The sequence below is a fragment of the Sporolactobacillus sp. Y61 genome, assembly GCF_040529185.1.
GTDB lineage: Bacteria > Bacillota > Bacilli > Bacillales > Sporolactobacillaceae > Sporolactobacillus.
Genome location: NZ_CP159510.1, coordinates 3,086,247 through 3,104,693 on the forward strand (window position 1 = coordinate 3,086,247; position 18,447 = coordinate 3,104,693).

15 protein-coding genes are annotated in these 18,447 nt (G+C 46.0%); 6 read left to right on the top strand and 9 right to left on the bottom strand.

Annotation, left to right across the window (positions count from 1 at the left end; translation table 11 throughout):
* Positions 1-79 precede the first annotated feature (79 nt).
* The 5 genes from ABNN70_RS14750 (at position 80) to ABNN70_RS14770 (ending at position 6,863) form a co-directional block, all read left to right on the top strand.
* Positions 80-1,714 carry a sensor histidine kinase gene (locus tag ABNN70_RS14750; RefSeq protein ID WP_129927954.1) on the top strand — a complete coding sequence of 545 codons (1,635 nt, stop codon included), beginning with the start codon at positions 80-82 and terminating at the stop codon, positions 1,712-1,714.
* 3 nt (positions 1,715-1,717) lie between these two features.
* Positions 1,718-2,458, top strand: coding sequence for a LytTR family DNA-binding domain-containing protein (locus tag ABNN70_RS14755; protein WP_129927953.1), 741 nt, complete (start codon positions 1,718-1,720; stop codon positions 2,456-2,458).
* A gap of 177 nt (positions 2,459-2,635) precedes the next feature.
* Positions 2,636-3,892: an OFA family MFS transporter gene (locus ABNN70_RS14760; RefSeq protein WP_353948230.1), complete on the top strand. Its 1,257-nt coding sequence runs from the start codon at positions 2,636-2,638 to the stop codon at positions 3,890-3,892.
* Positions 3,893-4,159: 267 nt separating this feature from the next.
* Positions 4,160-5,599 (top strand): FAD-linked oxidase C-terminal domain-containing protein, encoded by a 1,440-nt coding sequence (locus ABNN70_RS14765; protein WP_353948231.1) that lies wholly within the window; start codon positions 4,160-4,162, stop codon positions 5,597-5,599.
* Entirely contained in the window at positions 5,565-6,863 is a 1,299-nt protein-coding gene (locus tag ABNN70_RS14770) for a (Fe-S)-binding protein (protein ID WP_353948232.1), read from the top strand. The genes ABNN70_RS14765 and ABNN70_RS14770 overlap by 35 nt, the downstream gene beginning before the upstream one ends.
* A 377-nt stretch (positions 6,864-7,240) precedes the next feature.
* Here ABNN70_RS14770 and ABNN70_RS14775 read toward each other — a convergent pair whose 3' ends face one another.
* From ABNN70_RS14775 to ABNN70_RS14805, 7 genes are all read right to left on the bottom strand, one after another.
* Positions 7,241-7,987 carry an SDR family oxidoreductase gene (locus ABNN70_RS14775; protein ID WP_353949449.1) on the bottom strand — a complete coding sequence of 249 codons (747 nt, stop codon included), beginning with the start codon at positions 7,985-7,987 and terminating at the stop codon, positions 7,241-7,243.
* Between the two features lie 48 nt (positions 7,988-8,035).
* Complete coding sequence (locus ABNN70_RS14780; RefSeq protein WP_353948233.1) at positions 8,036-9,280, bottom strand: dihydrolipoamide acetyltransferase family protein; 1,245 nt, start codon at positions 9,278-9,280, stop codon at positions 8,036-8,038.
* Positions 9,281-9,293: 13 nt separating this feature from the next.
* Entirely contained in the window at positions 9,294-10,274 is a 981-nt protein-coding gene (locus tag ABNN70_RS14785; protein ID WP_353948234.1) for an alpha-ketoacid dehydrogenase subunit beta, read from the bottom strand.
* Positions 10,275-10,293: 19 nt separating this feature from the next.
* Complete coding sequence (locus ABNN70_RS14790; protein WP_353948235.1) at positions 10,294-11,259, bottom strand: thiamine pyrophosphate-dependent dehydrogenase E1 component subunit alpha; 966 nt, start codon at positions 11,257-11,259, stop codon at positions 10,294-10,296.
* Between the two features lie 68 nt (positions 11,260-11,327).
* Positions 11,328-12,623 carry an MFS transporter gene (locus tag ABNN70_RS14795; RefSeq protein ID WP_353948236.1) on the bottom strand — a complete coding sequence of 432 codons (1,296 nt, stop codon included), beginning with the start codon at positions 12,621-12,623 and terminating at the stop codon, positions 11,328-11,330.
* 47 nt (positions 12,624-12,670) lie between these two features.
* Positions 12,671-13,423 carry an SDR family oxidoreductase gene (locus tag ABNN70_RS14800; RefSeq protein WP_353948237.1) on the bottom strand — a complete coding sequence of 251 codons (753 nt, stop codon included), beginning with the start codon at positions 13,421-13,423 and terminating at the stop codon, positions 12,671-12,673.
* A 46-nt stretch (positions 13,424-13,469) separates the two neighbouring features.
* Positions 13,470-13,922, bottom strand: coding sequence for a VOC family protein (locus ABNN70_RS14805; RefSeq protein WP_353948238.1), 453 nt, complete (start codon positions 13,920-13,922; stop codon positions 13,470-13,472).
* Positions 13,923-14,623: 701 nt separating this feature from the next.
* Here ABNN70_RS14805 and ABNN70_RS14810 point away from each other — a divergent pair.
* Positions 14,624-16,318 (top strand): sigma 54-interacting transcriptional regulator, encoded by a 1,695-nt coding sequence (locus ABNN70_RS14810; protein ID WP_353948239.1) that lies wholly within the window; start codon positions 14,624-14,626, stop codon positions 16,316-16,318.
* Positions 16,319-16,463: 145 nt separating this feature from the next.
* Here ABNN70_RS14810 and ABNN70_RS14815 read toward each other — a convergent pair whose 3' ends face one another.
* Positions 16,464-17,321, bottom strand: coding sequence for a hypothetical protein (locus ABNN70_RS14815; RefSeq protein ID WP_353948240.1), 858 nt, complete (start codon positions 17,319-17,321; stop codon positions 16,464-16,466).
* A gap of 31 nt (positions 17,322-17,352) precedes the next feature.
* Positions 17,353-18,447: an excinuclease ABC subunit UvrC gene (gene uvrC / locus ABNN70_RS14820; RefSeq protein ID WP_353948241.1), complete on the bottom strand. Its 1,095-nt coding sequence runs from the start codon at positions 18,445-18,447 to the stop codon at positions 17,353-17,355.

Below are 18,447 nucleotides of genomic sequence, written 5' to 3' on the forward strand. Positions count from 1 at the left end.
CAGGCGAAATCCGCTGTAATCTGCTAAACTGAAGATAATATCGGAGGAGGAAGGGATCGTCACGATATCTTCATCTGAAATGCTGATCCGCCTGTTTGAGCGGGCTGCCCTGCTCCTGATCTTTCTCTTTTTACTGACCCGTATTCCGCGATTTAAAGAAATTTTTCAGCAGGAAAGCCATTCACGCTTTGAGATGATGGTTATCACCGCGATATTCACTGCGTTTGCCGTATTCAGTTCGTATTCCGGGATACCGGTCGACGGCTCACTGGTCAATACACGGATCATTACCATCGTTTCGAGCGGGATTCTGTTCGGTCCGATTCCCGGCATCACGACCGGTCTGATCTCCGGGTTGCACCGCTACCTGATAGATATCGACGGCGTGACGGCTCTCCCCTGTTTTATCACCAGTTCAGTTGCCGGGATCGTCTCCGGACTGATTCACAACAAAGTGAAAAAATCGATGCGCTGGATTTACGGGATTGCAACCGGTATGTTCTGCGAAATCCTGACCATGGTTCTGATCCTGCTGATGACCAGTCCCGGTGTCGGTTCAGGTATCGTCTCGCAGATCGCCTTTCCGATGATCATGGGAGAACTGAACATCGGCCTGATCGTCCTTTTAATCCAGAGTATCGAAGGTGAAAAGGAGCGGATCGCGTCACGACAGGCGAAACTGTCACTGGACATCGCCAATGAAACCCTGCCCTATTTCAGAAAGATCAACAGCGAATCACTGAAACAGATCTGTACCATTATCAAGGACAAGATTCATGCCGATGCCACGGCCATGACCGACACGGAGCATGTGCTGGCCTATGTCGGTTTCGGCAAGGAACGCTATCCGATCGGTGGTCATGTGGTCAGCGAGATTACAAAGCAGGCCATCAGAAGTGGAAAGATCACCGTGTCACACCTGGAAAAAGAACACCATATTCCCGGCATCCAGGATGTGCTGATCATTCCTTTGAAAGAAAATGGAAGCGTGATCGGAACGCTTAAAATCTACTATAAGAAAGCCTATGTCATGAGCCACGCCACACAAACCATGGCCATCGGCCTGTCACAGATCATCTCGACGCTGGTGGAGATTTCACGTCTCGAACAGATGAAGGAAGCGGCGAACAAAGCGGAACTCAAGGCCCTGCAGACCTCCATTAATCCGCATTTCCTGTTCAACGCGCTGAATACCATTGCCTCACTGATACGCCGAAAACCGGATCAGGCCCGGGAGCTGATCATTACACTGGCGAACTATATGCGCTATAATCTCGACCATACCGAAGAATTAATCGATATCAAGAAGGAAATCGGTCAGGTCCGCGACTATGTGGCGATTGAAAAAGCTCGCTTTGGTGACCGTCTGAATATCAACTATGAAGTTGACGATGTGAACGTCAGAATTCCCTGCCTAATCCTCCAGCCGCTTGTTGAAAATGCGATCAAACACGGGGTTTTAAAATCAGGAAAACCCGGTCGGGTCACCATTTCCGTTAAAGACCTTGCGGACAGTATCCGGATCAGCGTTGAAGATACAGGCACCGGCATCGATCCGAAAGTGGTCGAGAATCTGTATCATGACGAGCTGCCGGAGAAAAAAATTGGTCTGAAAAATGTTCACCAGCGCGTCAAACTTGTTTTCGGCAATGGGCTGGTAATCCGTCGTCTGTCTCCCGGCACGCAAGTCTATTTCGATATCAGGAAGGTGTAAGTGATGAAAGGGATTATTGTTGAAGATGAACAGCCGGCAATGGAAGAACTCCAGTATCTGATTGAAACCTACAGTTCAATTGACATCACAGATACCTTTTCAGACGGACTGGACGTTCTGAAATTTTTACAGAGCCATGAGACAGATGTCATTTTTCTCGATATCAACATTCCGTCTTTAGACGGCATGCTGCTCGCCAGTAATATCCATAAATTCAGCAAGCCGCCCTATATTATTTTTACCACCGCTTATAAAGAACACGCCGCACAGGCCTTTGAACTGGAAGCTTTTGACTATATCCTCAAGCCTTATGACGAGAAGCGGATCGCCGGTGTCCTGAAAAAAGTTGAAGAAGCCTGGAGGCGGGACCATCAGCCGGCGCAATCAGGAAAAGCAGCTGCAGCCTCACCTGGCCCGGTCCGGATCAATCTGAAAAAAGACGAGAAAATCATTGTCGCTGACGTCAACGATATTTATTATGCCGAAGCTCAGGAGAAAGTCACCGACGTCTACTCGAAAAACAGTCATTATATCATCAATAAAAGTATTTCCGAATTATATGATCAGCTGCCAAAGGACCAGTTCTTCCGCTGCCACCGCTCATATCTTGTCAATCTGAGTAAAATACACGAAATCATCCCCTGGTTCAACCAGACCTATCTTGTACAGTTAAAAGATCTGGGAACCAAAATTCCGGTCAGCAGAAGCAATACAAAAACATTCCGGCAGCTTATGAATCTGTAACGGTCATTCATTCCACTCCACCCGCATCTCATGATGAAATCGCTTTCTGAAGCAATTCCGCAGGTATAATTCTAATTGAGGCATGAGACAACAAGTGATGGCCCTTGAAACAGAGACAAGGCAAGGGAAAGAGCTGCCTTGCTGCCTGTGCCTACCTCGGATAAGGGGGAGATTTCAATGGATGCAGCACGTAAAAATGACATGCAGGTCACTTGCTGGCCGATCCTGATCGGCACCGTAATTGTGATGATTGGATTAGGAACGATCTATACATGGAGTTTATTCAACCAGCCTCTGGAAGATAAATTCGGCTGGGACGTGGGAGCCGTTGCCACAACGTTTTCAATTATGAGCTTCGCACTCAGCCTGTCGACGCTGTCTGCCAGTAAGATCCAGGAAAAGCTGGGTATCCGCGGTCTGCTGGCCCTGTCCGCCATCGGCATGGGCGCGGGCCTTGTGATCACGGCCTTCGATACTGAACTGTGGATGCTCTATATCACCGCCGGCATCATTGTCGGTGCTGCAAACGGTATTGCCTATATGACCACGCTTTCGAATGCGATCCAGTGGTATCCGGAGAAAAAAGGACTCGTCTCCGGTATTGCCATCGGCGCTTACGGTATCGGCAGTGTCCTGTTTAAATATGTTCTTCAGTTTCTCATTGAACACTCGGGCGTTTCCCTGGCTTTCCTGTACTGGGGCCTGATTTCCTTCGTCCTGCTCGGAGCCGGACTTCTTCTGGTCAGACAGGCACCGGTCCTCGAAGCAAAAAAGAGTGCGCAGCAGACAGCCACTGCTGAACGTGATTATTCAGTAAAAGACATGCTGAAGACCAAAGAAGCCTACTTCCTGTTCTTCATTCTCTTTACCGCTTGCATGAGCGGACTGTATATGATCGGCAGTGTCTCAAACATTGGCATCAGCCTCGCCGGACTTGACGCCGCAACCGCTGCCAACGCCGTTGCTCTGGTCGCTCTGCTGAATACGGCCGGTCGGCTGGTGCTTGGAGCGGCATCGGATTATATGAACCGCCTGAAAGTCGTGGCCGGTGCCCTGCTGATCACAGCCATCGCCGCAGTGGTCATCAGTCATGTCACGCTCAACGCCGTCCTGTTCTTTATCAGTGTCTCGCTCGTCGCCTTCTGCTTCGGCGGCAACATCACGATCTTTCCAACGATCGTGGCCGAATTCTTCGGACTGAAAAACCAGTCCCGTAACTACGGCATCATCTATCAGGGATTCGGATTAGGCGGGTTGTCTGCCTCCTTTATTTCGGGTCTGCTCGGTGGCTTTGCCCCGACGTTCAACCTGATTGCAATCCTCTGCAGTCTGGCTTTCATCGTCGCGCTCACCCTCCATGTCCCGGAAGAAAAGGCAGCTGTCCGGAAAGAAGAACAGCGGCGCGAACAGTACCGCAAAAGACAGGCTTATTAATCGAATGTTACAGGCACGGCTCCAATGACTGGAGCCGCGTTTTTTTTTGCCTTTCAGATGTTCGAGTTGAGAATATTATCGCACTGGAAAACGATCATTTATTGTTTGGTCATCGTTATGTACTCAATAGCTCATAATAAAGTGAAACGTCAATCGTACGAAAAAAATTGGCGCCTGAGCAGATCACTTGCCAGCCGTTTAATAATAAGATAAGAATAGAATGACCGTTTTGTAATCGCTTGCAATAAATCAGGGAGTGTGATCCCATTGGTTCTGAAAACTGAAATTGTTCAACAGCTGCGTCGCATCATCAAACCCGGACGAATTTTAACTAAAGAGGCAGATCTGGTCAGCTATGGCTATGATGCATCATTTGGCTTCTATAAACCCGATGTGGTCCTTCAGGTGAAAAATGAAAACGAAGTGTCCGCTGTCATGAAGCTGGCGAACCAGCTCCGCATCCCTGTCACACCGAGAGGTCAGGCATCCAGCCTCAGCGGTGGTCCGCTGCCAGTTAAAGGCGGCATGGTGCTGGACTTTTCGCAATGGAGTAAATCATTAAAGATTGACAGTGAAGATCTGGTTGCCGTCGTCTCGCCGGGCGTGATCACAGCCGATCTGGATGATGCCGCAGCCAGATACGGCCTGATGTATCCCCCGGATCCGGGAAGCTCTCACTTTTCCACCATCGGCGGCAATCTGGCCGAAAACTCCGGCGGTCCGCGCTGCCTGAAATACGGCGTGACCAAGGATTACGTCATTGGCCTGAAAGTCGTGACCCCGCAGGGTGAAGTGATCCGGACCGGCGGCCGCACGGTAAAAAACGTCACCGGTTATGATCTGACCAAACTTATCGTCGGCTCGGAAGGCACACTCGGCATCATCACCGAAGCGACGCTGCGCCTGCTCCCCCGTCCGTTATCCACACAGACAATGATGCTGACCTTCGACCATTTTGTCGACTCAGGGAAAACCGTGACCCGGATTCTGACGTCAGGTATCCTGCCGGCAAAAGTAGAAATGATGGATCAGGCATCTATACGGGCGGTTGAAGCCTACCAGCCCCAGAATCTGCCGGTCGATGCCGAAGCGATCCTTCTGATTGAGCTCGACGGTCATCCCGCCGCCGTGGCAGATGAAGCAGAACGCATCCGCTCGCTTGCGAAAGCCATGGCCGCACGTTCGGTAAAAATTGCCCATTCCAGTGAGGAGGCCCGCAAGCTGTGGAAAGCGCGCAAGCTGGTCTCCCCGGCCATTGCCTCGAAAAAGCCAACGAAAATATCAGAGGATGCCACAGTTCCCCGCAGTAAAATTGCTGAATTCTGCCACCGGCTTCAGGAAATCCGCAACACATACAAAATTGATCTGGTCGTCTTCGGACACGTCGGCGACGGCAATCTCCATCCGAACATCATCTGTGACAAGCGCAACCGTGAAGAAATGAAACGGGTGCAAAAAGCCATTGAAGAGATCTTCCACGCGGCGATCGACCTCGGTGGCACCCTGTCCGGTGAACATGGGATCGGAACGATGAAACGTGCGTATATGCCCTGGGAACTGAGCCCGGTTGAACTGGATATGATGAAGCGGATTAAACTGGCCTGGGATCCGAATAACATACTGAACCCGTCAAAAATTTTCCCTGCCCCCGACAGAAGCTGGTGCTGTCGCAATGAACCCGAATCCGAAAGACAAACTCGCCTATGATGAAACGTTCACCTGCATCCAGTGCGGCACCTGTCTGCCGGCCTGTCCAACCTACAAGACCATGGGCACAGAAACCCAGTCGCCGCGCGGCCGGATTAACCTCGTAAAAATGGCCGCCGAAGGCAAAATTTCACTCGATGAGCTGAAAGACCCGATCGATCTGTGCCTCGGTTGCCGCGCCTGTGAGACCGCGTGCCCGACCAACGTCCCCTACGGAGTGATCCTTGAATCGGCCAAACTTGCCCTGCATGAGCATAACAGGCCCTCACAGTCCCGGATGGAAGTCTTCAAAGAAAATCTGTTCTACAACCATGTTTTTCCCAGAAAGAAGGTGATGAGCACCGGTGCGGGGCTGCTCTGGTTCTATCAAAAATCAGGTGTGCGCCGACTGGTTGAGAAGACCGGCCTGCTGAACAGTCTGCCTGAGTCGCTTGCTACATTTGAGCGGACCCTCCCGGCAGCAACCGCTCCGGTCCGCCGTCGCAGGCGGCCGAAAAGGCTGGAACCGCAACAGGCGCCCCGTTATAAAGTCGGCTTCTTCACCGGCTGCATCATGGATGCCCTATTCGATCGGATTAACGACCTGGGAATGAGACTTCTTGTGCTGGGCGGCTGTACCGTGGTTGCAGCAGACGGACAGACCTGCTGCGGTGCACTCCATCTGCACGGCGGGCGTGATGATCAGGCCAGGGAACTCGCCAGGAAAAATATTGAAGTCTTCGAGCAGGAAGCCTTCGACTACGTGGTTAACACGGCCGGTGGCTGCGGCGCCCTGCTCCATGAATACCCGGCCCTGTTTGCCGATGACCCGGAATGGCAGATACGTGCTCAGTCATTCGCCGACCACACGATCGATATCAGCGTTCTCCTTGCCCGGCTGGACTTGCCGTTTAATAAGGAAATTCGTAAGCGTGCCACCTATCAGCCCTCCTGCCATATGACCAACGTCCAGAAAGTCAGGGACGAACCGAGACAGCTCATCCGCCGAATCAAAGGCATCGACTTCCGTGAACTGCACGATCCGAACTTCTGCTGCGGTTCCGCCGGAATTTACAACGTCGTCCAGTTCGACGAATCGATGAAAATTCTGGACGTCAAAATGGCTGATGTCAAAAGCCGCGATCCTGAACTGATCGTGACCACCAATCCGGGCTGCCTGCTACAGATGAAAGCCGGAATAGAGCGCGAAGGCCTGCAGGACCGCATGCAGGCGCTCCACCTGGTCGAGCTGCTTGCCGAAGCCTGCGGACTGGAAAAGCGGTGAATGGGGAAAAAAGGTACTGATTATCACGGATTCAAAGCGGGGGTATGCATGCCTGATTTCGCTTCAAGGCAGTGGCATCAACTTTAAAAATCCTTAATGGATGTATTTTCCCTTTTTAACAATAATATGTAATCTGTAAAATCACTGATACTTGATAACTGATACTTGATATAAGAGAAAAACGGGATTCTTAAGAATCCCTGATAACAGCATGAACAAATCGCAAAGCTCAATATCACTTTTTCATTAACAGCATGCCATACTGAACCTTCACAATGAACATGGGCCTAAAAATGTAACCAGAGAGGATGTCACTTTTTTTCAAAGCCATAACCGTCATTCTATTAAGCCATCTATTCAGATCTCAATTGTCTTTTCTACCTGCCTAACACCCCACCATCAACTGGGATTATTGTTCCAGTTACATAGTTTGAAGCAGGTGAAGCCAGGAATAAAGCAACCCCCGCTACGTCTTCCGGTGTTCCCCATCTTTTTGCCGGAATTCTTTCCGCAACCTGGGTTGAACGTACCGAATCTTTCATGAGGTCAGTGTTCATAGTTGTTAACATATAGCCTGGTGCAATGGCATTGACTTGGATGCCATACTCTGCCCACTCATTGGATAATGATTTCGTCAATTGTTTGATTGCCCCCTTACTGGTCGAGTAAGCAGCAGCATGATAACCTCCAATTACCGATAGAATTGAGGCAAAGTTGATGATTTTGCCAGATCTTTGTTTCTTCATCTTGACTGCAGCAAGTCTGGATAGTTCAAAAACGGCAGTCACATTTACATCCAGAATCCGATTCCAGCTTTCCATTGAAAAATGAAACGCAGATTCTCGCTGAATGAGTCCAGCACAATTAATTAATATGTCGATATGGCCGCCAAGTTCCTCAATGGCTTTATTAAAAGAATGTCGCAGACTTTCCATAACTGAGAGATCGCCCTTGATGGGATGAATTTTGTCATCTTCTGCTCCGATACTTTGTGATAATTGAAATACCTGATCCCGTATATCGATAACAGCAATTTCAGCTCCTGCCCGATAAAAACTCCTGACCAATGCAAGACCAAGCCCCTGAGCCCCGCCTGTAACTAAAACCTTTTTCCCCTTTATCATAAACAATTTTGAGTTACTCCCATCTTCTGATTTTTTCATCTCGCTCCGTTACATGAATAACTGATATGGGCACTCCAGAGTTTCCTTTAAAGCACTTAAAAATGCTGCTGCAGGTGCCCCGTCTACAATTCGGTGGTCAAAGGTCAGGCTGAGCTTCATCGTAGATTTAATTTTAATTTCTTCGTTAATCACCACTGGCTTTGGACGAATCCTGCCAACCCCTAATATAGCAGCTTCAGGAGGATTGATAATGGGCGTAAATTCATCAATCTCGTACTTCCCTAAATTGCTGATTGTTAACGTCCCTTCTCTCATCTGTTCATACTTTAAATTCCCTTCTCTGGCAAGTCTGATCAGCTGATTACATGTTTCTGTGATCGATACTAAGCCGAGTTTTTGTGCATTTTTAACAACCGGGACAACCAGTCCTGCTGGTGTATCCACTGCAAAACCGATGTTAACGGAAGAATGACAGACAATTTCATCGTTTTGCAACGATGCATTTAATGTAGGGTATCTTCTTATGGTATGCGCGACAATCTTAATCAGGATGTCATTATAAGAAAGCCGAAAGCCATTAGTTTTTTCAATAATTGGAAGCAGGTTTTTGCGTAATTCCACACAGTTTGTCATATCCACTTCACTCATTAATGTGACCTGCGGTATCTGCATGCTCTGGGTCATCCGATCGGCTACAACTTTTCGGATGCCGGTTAATTTCATCCTTTGATCATCCACGACTTCTGCAGAAATGGGTATTGGCTTATTTCCTGATTGATCGGGACCGGGACTACTCACCAAATGGGGCTCTTTAAGGTGAACTGTATCACTTAATGGTGATGTTTTCTTATTGTTCGCAAGATAATTTTCAACATCACTCTTTTTAATCATCCCCATTCGTCCGGTTCCCGGTACATTTTCCAGGTTAATTTGATAGATTCGTGCCAGTTTTCTGGCGGCAGGTGTTCTTCTGATTTTATCCTTAAAGAACAGATTGCCCTCAATCGTTGTTTCTTCGGTGATATGATCCTCACATTTTTCTATAATCTTCTCGTCTTCTTGCCCGATGTAAGCTATAACTTCCTGAACCGTTACTTCTGAACCCTCGTCATATAACGTTTTCAGTAAAACACCGGAAGCCTCTGCTTCAATTTCCAGAGTAATCTTATCGGTCTGAATTTCGGCAATTGGGTCGCCACTTTCAACATAATCTCCCACAGGAGCCAGCCATTTGACGATTGTTCCCTTTTCCATAGTTGCACCTAATTTAGGCATGACCACTTTTGATACCACTATAGTCATCTCCTTATTCCATCACTATTTTCCGGCATTCCTGTAACATGTCCTGAACCTGAGGAACAGCCTTTTGCTCCAGACCGGGATTATAGGGAATAGGCGTTTCCACTCCTCCCAGACGCTTTATTGGAGCATCCAGGTAATCAAAGGCATCACTCTCAGCAATCATACTGGCTATTTCCGCGCCATAACCACCACGTTTTACTGCTTCATGGACCACCAGAACCCTGCCTGTTTTTTTCACCGAGTTGATGATGACCTCCTGATCAAGCGGTACCAATGTCCGGGGATCTATTATTTCAGCAAGGATTCCATCCTTTTCCAGTTCCTCAGCTGCTTCCATGGCTTTTTTAACCATGATCCCTGTTGCGACGATGGTAACATCAGAACCCGTTCGTTTTACATGTGCTTTCCCCAAAGGGATCTCATATTCTTCCCTGGGGACTTCCCCTGTTTCATTGTATAGCAGCTTGTGTTCGTAAAATAAAACAGGATTATCGTCATTGATGGCTGCGATCATCAATCCTTTGGCATCATAAGCATTGGAAGGCTGAACAACTTTCAAACCGGGAATATGCGTCATCCACGCTTCCAGACTTTGTGAATGCTGGGCTGCAAATCCGGCACCGGAACCGCCGGGAAGTCTGACGACCATTGGAACCTTTGCTTTTCCGCCAAACATATAGCGCATTTTCGCTGCCTGATTTACAAGGTTATCCGCAGCAATCATGACAAAATCTGAAAACTGAATTTCAAGTATGGGTCTCATTCCTGTCATTGCCGCTCCCGTTGCACAACCCGTGATCGCTGCCTCAGAAATTGGCGTAATTCGTACACGTTCCGCGCCAAACTCCTCGATCATTCCATTCGTTAATCCAAAAGCACCTCCGTACACGCCAATATCTTCGCCCATGATAAATACATCCGGATTATGCCGCATAATCTGACTCATTGCCTCTCTGATCGCTTCTGAATACGTGATCGTTCTCAAAGCATCCATCTCCCTTCTTTCAGGCAAATACATCTTCAGTGAGAGCATTCAGATCAGGATGATGACTCTGTTCTGCAAACGTAACAGCTTCTACCATCAATTGGTTAACCTCATCATTCAGCTGCCCAAACTCATCTTCACTCATCGTTTTGTTTCTAGTTAACTGATTTTTAAAAAGGACGATGGGATCGCGATCCATCTTCCATTCCTTTTCCTCAGCTCTGGTGCGGTATTTTCTGGCATCACTGCGAGAATGCCCCTCCCATCTATAAGTTTGAGCTTCTATTAAAGTCGGACCTCCACCGCTTCTTGCTCTGGCTACTGCTGCCTCCGTTGTTTTTACAACTTCGATCAGATCATTCCCATTAATGGTTATTCCAGGTATCCCATAGGCTGTACCACGCTCCGAAATGTGCTTAATATTCACCATTTCCTTAACAGAACCCGACATGGCATATAAATTATTCTCACAAAAAAATATGACAGGGAGCTTCCAGATTGATGCAAGATTTAACGATTCATGAAACGCCCCTTCATTTGACGCACCATCACCGAAAAAGCACAATACGACATAACCGAGTTTTTTCATTTTTGAGGTAAGCGCTGCACCGGTTCCGAGCGGTAAACCAGCCGCAACAATACCATTTGCACCAAGATTTCCTATTTCCAGGTCGGCAATGTGCATGGAGCCCCCCTTGCCCTTGCAATAACCCGTCTCTTTAGCCAATAATTCAGCCATCATCCGCTTCACATCCGCACCCTTGGCAATGCAATGTCCGTGTCCCCGGTGAGTACTTGTAATCTTATCTTCTATAGTCAAGGCTGCACAGGCACCTGTTGCCGTTGCTTCCTGACCGATACACAAATGCATGGTTCCGTGAATTTTCCCCTGCTGATACAGTTTTTTCAGAGTTTCTTCAAATCTTCTGATCAGAAGCATGTTTCGTAACATGGCTTTCAGTTTTTGTGGAGTTAACTCAGTCATTTCAGTTCCTCCTGAATATTTATGTGTTTATTTTTCCAAAATGGAGCATTTAGGGCCAAGAGATGCAGTTAAACATTTGCAGCGCTTTTTTGATGTTTGATTGGGTGTACAAAAATCGCTACCGCTAAAGCTCCTGACAAACAGATACCAGACCCCAGATAAAAAGCGGTGTTAAATGATCCCGTCATTTCAACGATGTATCCGGTAGCAATGGGTGAAATGATACCTGCTACGGCTGATACAGACTGTACAAAACCGGAGACGGCACCTAATTTCGTTTTTGGAACAATCGCGATAACAAGAGATTGATATTGCCAGCTGGCCAGAAGAAATCCCATTGCAATGGTCGTTAGTGTTAGTGCCAGCGCGGTTGATGCGACCCATGCGGACATTGCAAATGATAGAGCTGTAAAAAACTGACATACAACGACCATGCGTTTCCTGCTTGTTACCAGATTTCTATTTTTTACAAATTGATCGGCAAGAAAACCTCCCAAAATTAAGCCAACAGATGCACCTGCCCATGGAAGTGTCGAGAACAAACCCATTTGCTGCATGGTCATCCCTCTTTGATCGATTAGATAATTCGGGTACCAGGAAATAATGAGAAACAACACAAAGGAATAGGCAAAATAACAAAAACTGATGCTTAATACATAGGGCTTCTTTATATAGGACCAGGCAGATTGCTTTTCTCCGTTCGAATGACTTGTGTGAGGATCTTCGCTGTACTGCCTGTCTTGCTCTTGCTGGATATACGTCAACTCTTTAAGGTTGACTCCCTTATGTTCCTGAGGCGTCTCTTTTGAATAGAGAAACCACGAAATAGCCCAAAGTACGCCCAGCAGTCCAAGTACAATAAAGCTTATTCGCCAACCAAATAGAACAGTCAGCCAGGCGACGATTGGAGTAGCAATGATAGGTCCGATCGTTGTCCCTACTTGTGATAAAGACAAAGCCTTCGCAGATTCTGATTTTGGAAACCAATTTGAGACCAGCTTTGTCGCGGTAGGAACCTGTGGGCCTTCACCAGCACCAAAAAACAGGCGGATGATAAAGAGTGACAGGAAATTCCAGGACATCGCAGTCAGTCCGACAAACGTTGACCAAATAAACATCGTAATCCCATAAGTATTACGAGCCCCTAACCGATCATTAACCAATCCGCCTATTAAACCAAAAAGTGAATAGGTCCAGAAAAAAGCACTTAAAATATAACCCCACTCCACAGGTGAAAAATTGAGTTCCTCAATAATTGCCGGGGATGCAACAGATATAGCAATTCGATCCCCATAATTAATCAAACAGGCGACAAAAGAAAAAGCGATGATCGTATAACGGACGTTGGTGGATCGATCATTCATTGAATCCACTCCTCTGTTTATTGGATAGACTGGCTTTATTGATTCTTTTATCTCCCAAGAAAGCCACCGTCGACTGGAATAACAGCGCCGCTGATGAAATCCGACTTTTCGGATGAAAGAAACTGAACAATTCCTGATAATTCATTTGGCTGACCAAATCGTCCCATTGGTATACGGGAAACCAGAGATTGATAGCGCTTTTCATCATCGAGAATGTGCCGGTTCAACTCCGTTTCAAAATATCCCGGAGCAATCGCATTAATGCTGATCCCTTCCTTAGCCCATTCATTCGACAGGGATTTTGTCAGCTGAGCAACGGCACCTTTACTTGCCGAATAGGCAGAAGCGAGATAACCTCCGAAAAAGCTGAGCACCGAGGCAATGTTAATGATTTTTCCCTTTCCCTTCTTCTTCATTTCCAGTGCTGCCAGAGTGCACAAACGGAACATGGCCGTTACATTTACATCCATGATTTTGCGGAAACTCTCCGCAGACAGTTCCGTTGCAGGCATTGGCTTGTGCGTTCCCGCGTTATTTACCAGAATATCTACTTCACCGTTTAAAGCTTCCAATGCGCTTACAAATACCCCTGGAATCGAATCGTGGTCGGATAAGTCAGCCTGCAGGCCGTCCACTTCATATCCTTTTCTTCTTAATTTCTTTACGACCAGAGGCAAATCAGTTGAGATGTCCAGGAGGCATACCTTCACGCCATATTCGCAAAGACCTTCAGCCATGGCCAGACCCAGTCCTCGTGCAGCACCAGTCACTATGGCTCTTTTCCCTTTTAAATCCTTCATTTGATCGCCTCCATAGATATATGCGTTTACATTTTTTGTTTCATTTTCACTTTGTTTTCTCCATCAGTTCAATAATATAGCCATCCGGATCCAACATATAGATTGCTTTTGCTCCTTTGTTTGCCCCTGACGTTATATCAGCAATCTGATTGGATTGAAATTTAACCCCTTTTTCCTTCAGTTCTTGATAAAGTTCTGCTAAATGGTCAACCTGCAGGCAAAGATGTCCCGTTCCATAGTCACAGGATCTGGATCTTCCTGACTGCACATCCATACCAGCATATTCCAGCAATTCAATGACAGAACCATCGGGGATCTGAATAAAAGCGATCTTCACTTCCTTCAAACCAGAAAGAGTGACAATATCAAAAATGTATGAAGCATTTACAACCTGAGTGGCTAAACAGGTCAATCCCAATGTGTCTACATAAAATCTTAGTGCATCCTCTAAACATTTGACCGTAATTCCGCTGTGAATATAGCCGATGATCTTACCCATCCGTTGATCTCACCTCCCATAATTTAATAAGCAATTATCGTGCCAGTTTTATCAGAAGCAGACTTTCGTGTAGATACCATTTTTTTCATCAGGCAAGTCGTGCAATTTTGCATACATGTTGTAACCATGCATAAGTATTTCTGCATGAGTCCCTTTTTTGAAGGCAGATTCATTCCTTCCGGGGAAAATATACTGTGGATTGAAGTCAGCAAAAAGTGAAACTTCAATAAGCAGGGGGGGTCGACGCACAGGACGTGCCAGTGCAGGTGTTGCGACAGGGCGTTGCGTCTTTAGCCTGTTTCATCCCCACTGGTTGTACGTTCAACCCATCAGGCTGCGCTGCGGGCAGTTATCCCCCACCTGGTCCTGTTCGTTTACCCTTATGACCCTGAGGGGGGTACTGCCCTGCAGGATAAGACACGAGGCAGAACAAGTTCAATAATTTCACTCAGGTGATTGAAGCATGGTAATATCTGTGTAAGCGTTTTTCGACATTCGTCTGAATGGAAAAACACGATCAATGTTTGATCAAACGAATGGGATGACATTGAGCAATCGTGCTGCCGGCCTTCAAATAGCCAATGCATTCAATTTCAACTGCAAAGGACAGCCCTTCAGTCCCTCACTCCGCCACCTGTTTGAGTCACTTAGCTTATCTGGGGGCGAAGGATTGCCTGATGAATGAGGAGGTTCTTCAAACGATGGATTATTTTTTTCTTGAAAAACTGCAATCAATTGGTGTATTTACTTTTAACCACCAGCGAAAAGTATGCTTTTACAATCAACTGGCCCAGGACTATCAATCTCAATTCAATCAGATCATGGATTTAACATTTAGCGGCGCCACTTTTTACAGCATCTGTTCAAAACCGGCTGAAGTTCAGATCATTACTGATCAGAATGACTATTTTGCTTTTATCAAACCGGTCGATAAACTGGTCCGTCTCATTAGTGAAAAGGAAGAACTTCAAACGATACAGACTGAATTCAACCAATTAATTGATTCGTCGTTCGACGGTATCGTATTTAGCGATAATGAAGGAATTATTCTATATCAAAATCCTGCATATGAGAAAATAGCAGGTCTGTCAACCAAATTTTGTGTGGGAAAAAGCCTGAAGACGCTGCAAGATGAGGGAATCATCAATGTATCAGCATCGCTGCGCGCACTTGCAGAAAATCGGCCGGTCACCGTCAATCAGAAAATTAACACCGGAGCAAGCGTTTTAGTTACTGCAACACCCATTCACGATAAAAATGGATCGATATCAAAAGTTGTTAACAATGTTCGCGATTTAACCTACTTGCAATCTCTGGAAAAAGAAGTGAAGGATTTAGAGGCCGAGAAAAAGGTGGTGTATCAGGAATTAGAAGTACTAAAAAGTCAGACTGATACAGAATTATCGATTGTCGCTCACTCTGAGAAAATGCAGTTTGTCATTGAACGTGCTCTGCGCGTGGCCCAAATCGATTCCATTGTCCTCATACAAGGGGAATCAGGTGTTGGGAAAGAAAAGATCGTGGATTTAATTCACAAGAAGAGCAGGCGCTCAAATGGTTCTTTGATCAAGGTCAACTGCGGGGCAATTCCTGAGACGTTATTAGAATCTGAACTTTTCGGGTATGAATCAGGTTCATTCACCGGAGCTCATCACAAAGGCAAACCCGGCTTATTTGAGGCAGCCAACAAAGGAACCATCTTTCTTGATGAAATCGGTGAAATGTCCTTACCATTGCAAGTAAAACTGTTAAGGGTCCTCCAGGAATTTGAAATTGTTCGTGTCGGAGGTTCAAAACCGATCTCAATCGATGTCCGTGTGATTGCAGCCACCAACAAAGACCTGAATAAAATGAGCGAAGAAGGGATGTTCCGGAAAGATCTATACTACCGACTAAACATCATTCCCATCGTCATCCCACCCTTACGTGAACGTAAGGAAGATATTGTGCCATTGATTTATCATTTTTTAAAAAGTATCAATTACAAGTATGGATTTCAACGCTCTTTTTCCAAAGATGCCTTAGATAGGCTGCAAAAATATAAATGGCCGGGTAATGTACGGGAACTTCGGAACCTGGTCGAACGTATGGTTTTAATGAATCACAAATCCCAAATAGATGTTCTGGACATTCACAATGAAATGACGTTGAACCAGGATAGAAAATTCAGCAGTAAAACCAGCAGTGACTCCATGTTGGCAGATCCAAAACCATTAAAAAAAACAATGGCGGAGCTTGAATCTCATATCATCCAGGACACCATTAATAAAGCACCCAGTGTTCGAGCAGCAGCTTCAATCCTGCAAATTGATCCCTCTACATTGGTACGAAAGATGCAGAAATACCATATAAAAAAAGGTAAAAAAACTGATAAATCATCTATTCACTCATTCTGAAGGAAACTGCCTGATTCTCGGAATATATTTTTCAATTATTGACGTTCGAGTCGCAATTCGTCTGGCATTGGAAAAATAATATATATATGTATACCTTTTGCCGCCCTGGCGTAAGGGCGGCAAAAGCTGTTACGGCCTTCTCCATTCACTCATTCAAAAAGAGTAAATGCCTGGCCCTTTTTCGATGAAAATAATTCTGCATCTTCGCCTCATCATCCAAGTCAAGAATAACAAAATCTAATCGAATATCCTTAAGCTTCCTGAATGTCTCAAATTCGCTCTTTTTAATGATTCCTTTAATCATGTAATGCTCAATGCCATCAAAGTCTGGTTTCCCAAATTCAATTAACGCATGAATCATCCTTTGATTTGAACGATGCGTGAACCGATAACGCAGGGGTTTTCGAAGAAGGGATAATGAGCCATATTTATAGGTCACTTTCTTTTCCACAGCTAATTGACTGGATCTGGCCAATTCATCCTTCAGCTTGTCATACTCAGCTTTTACGGCTTTTAAATGATTTCGATTTTGGCTGATTCTTATCGCCGCATCGTTCAGAGTCAAATTCACTTCAGGTGTTGGCTCACTCTTTATCAGTTCCTGCCCCGCTCGATTAAAAGAGGGTTTCACATAATATTCCGGAGTTAAGTGGTACGGTTCAAATAAGTCCAGCAGTTTCTGGTCTTTATTCAAATTGCGACTGGTCAGTATCGTCAGCCTCTGGAGTAATCCAAGATTATACAGATACTCATTAAGTCCAGTGTAATCATATTGATAAATTTTTTTAGGAATGAACTTCGCCACTAGATGACTGCCAATCTCGTACCTTCTTGATTCACCACTGCTGAGGCAATAGCGCACACGATCTCGAAGTGCCTTCCCTTCCCTTTCAAGTTCTTTTAGCCGTTTATACGAACCGGATGCGACAAAGGCCTCCATTAATTGCTTTGCATCCCCTCTGTTTGAAGAGAGGGTTTTACTTTTTATATGAGAACAGGACATAACCCAGATGCCCCCTTTGAACGGACAGTGATCAGTTCTTAATGCCCGTTGATTCCAATTTCGATAATGACAGCTTATTTTGCAACGCGATGCGTGCATTTTGGCAGGCCATCTGTACAAGATTCTTTTTCGTGCCCCGTTTGGGATGGATCAAACGGATGCCCAGAAATTCCTGGATCGTTTTATCATCATCCAATTCCGGCATTAAGATTTCTTTTGGCCTGATATGGCGATTGCCTAAATAAAATTGTCCCAGATAAGTACGAATACCCGTTTCCGGCTCAGCATACACGGGAAAGAATGAAGCTGCGCGCTGTATTAATTTTCCGCAGCGAATATGGAAAACCTGCACGCATAGCCAGCTTTTCTGAAAAGCGAAACCGAACACATCGCGATCGACGAAATCCAGGTTATTGATGCTCTGCCTGTCCATCGTCGCTTCAATACAAGAGATCAAATCATGGAGATCCCGGGCCTTCTCAAAGTCTAAACGATCCGAGGCCTCCCGCATCTCTTCTTTTAATTTTCGCGCAACCGCTCTGAACCCGCCATGGAAAAAATGAACGATTTTACGCGTTACCTGGCGATATTCTTCTTCGCTTACTTCTCTGGCACAACACCCAATGCATCGGCCAATCTGGTAATAGAGACAGGGGCGCCGCGCGGTAAGCGGGCACCGTCTTAGTGGATAGAGACGGTCCAGCAATGCTTTTGTTTCATTAGCGGCACTTACATTGGGAAAGGGGCCGAAATATTTTCCCTTATCTTTGCTTACCTGTCTAGTAATGATGAGCCTGGGATTGCGCTCATCCGTTATTTTTATATAAGGATAGCTTTTATCATCTTTCAGCAAAATGTTGTATTTAGGATGATAGTTTTTAATTAAATTATTTTCAAGAATGAGTGCGTCAACATTAGATGCAGTCACGATAAACGTAAAATCAGCAATTTGACTCACTAATTTCTCCGTCTTTGGATTATGTTTGCCGATGAAGTAAGAGTGTACGCGTCTCTTTAAGATCTTTGCTTTTCCAACATAAATGACCGTACCACGATAATCCTTCATCAGATAACAACCGGGCTGTTTCGGAAGCAAGGATAGTTTATCTCGAATCACCTGATTCAT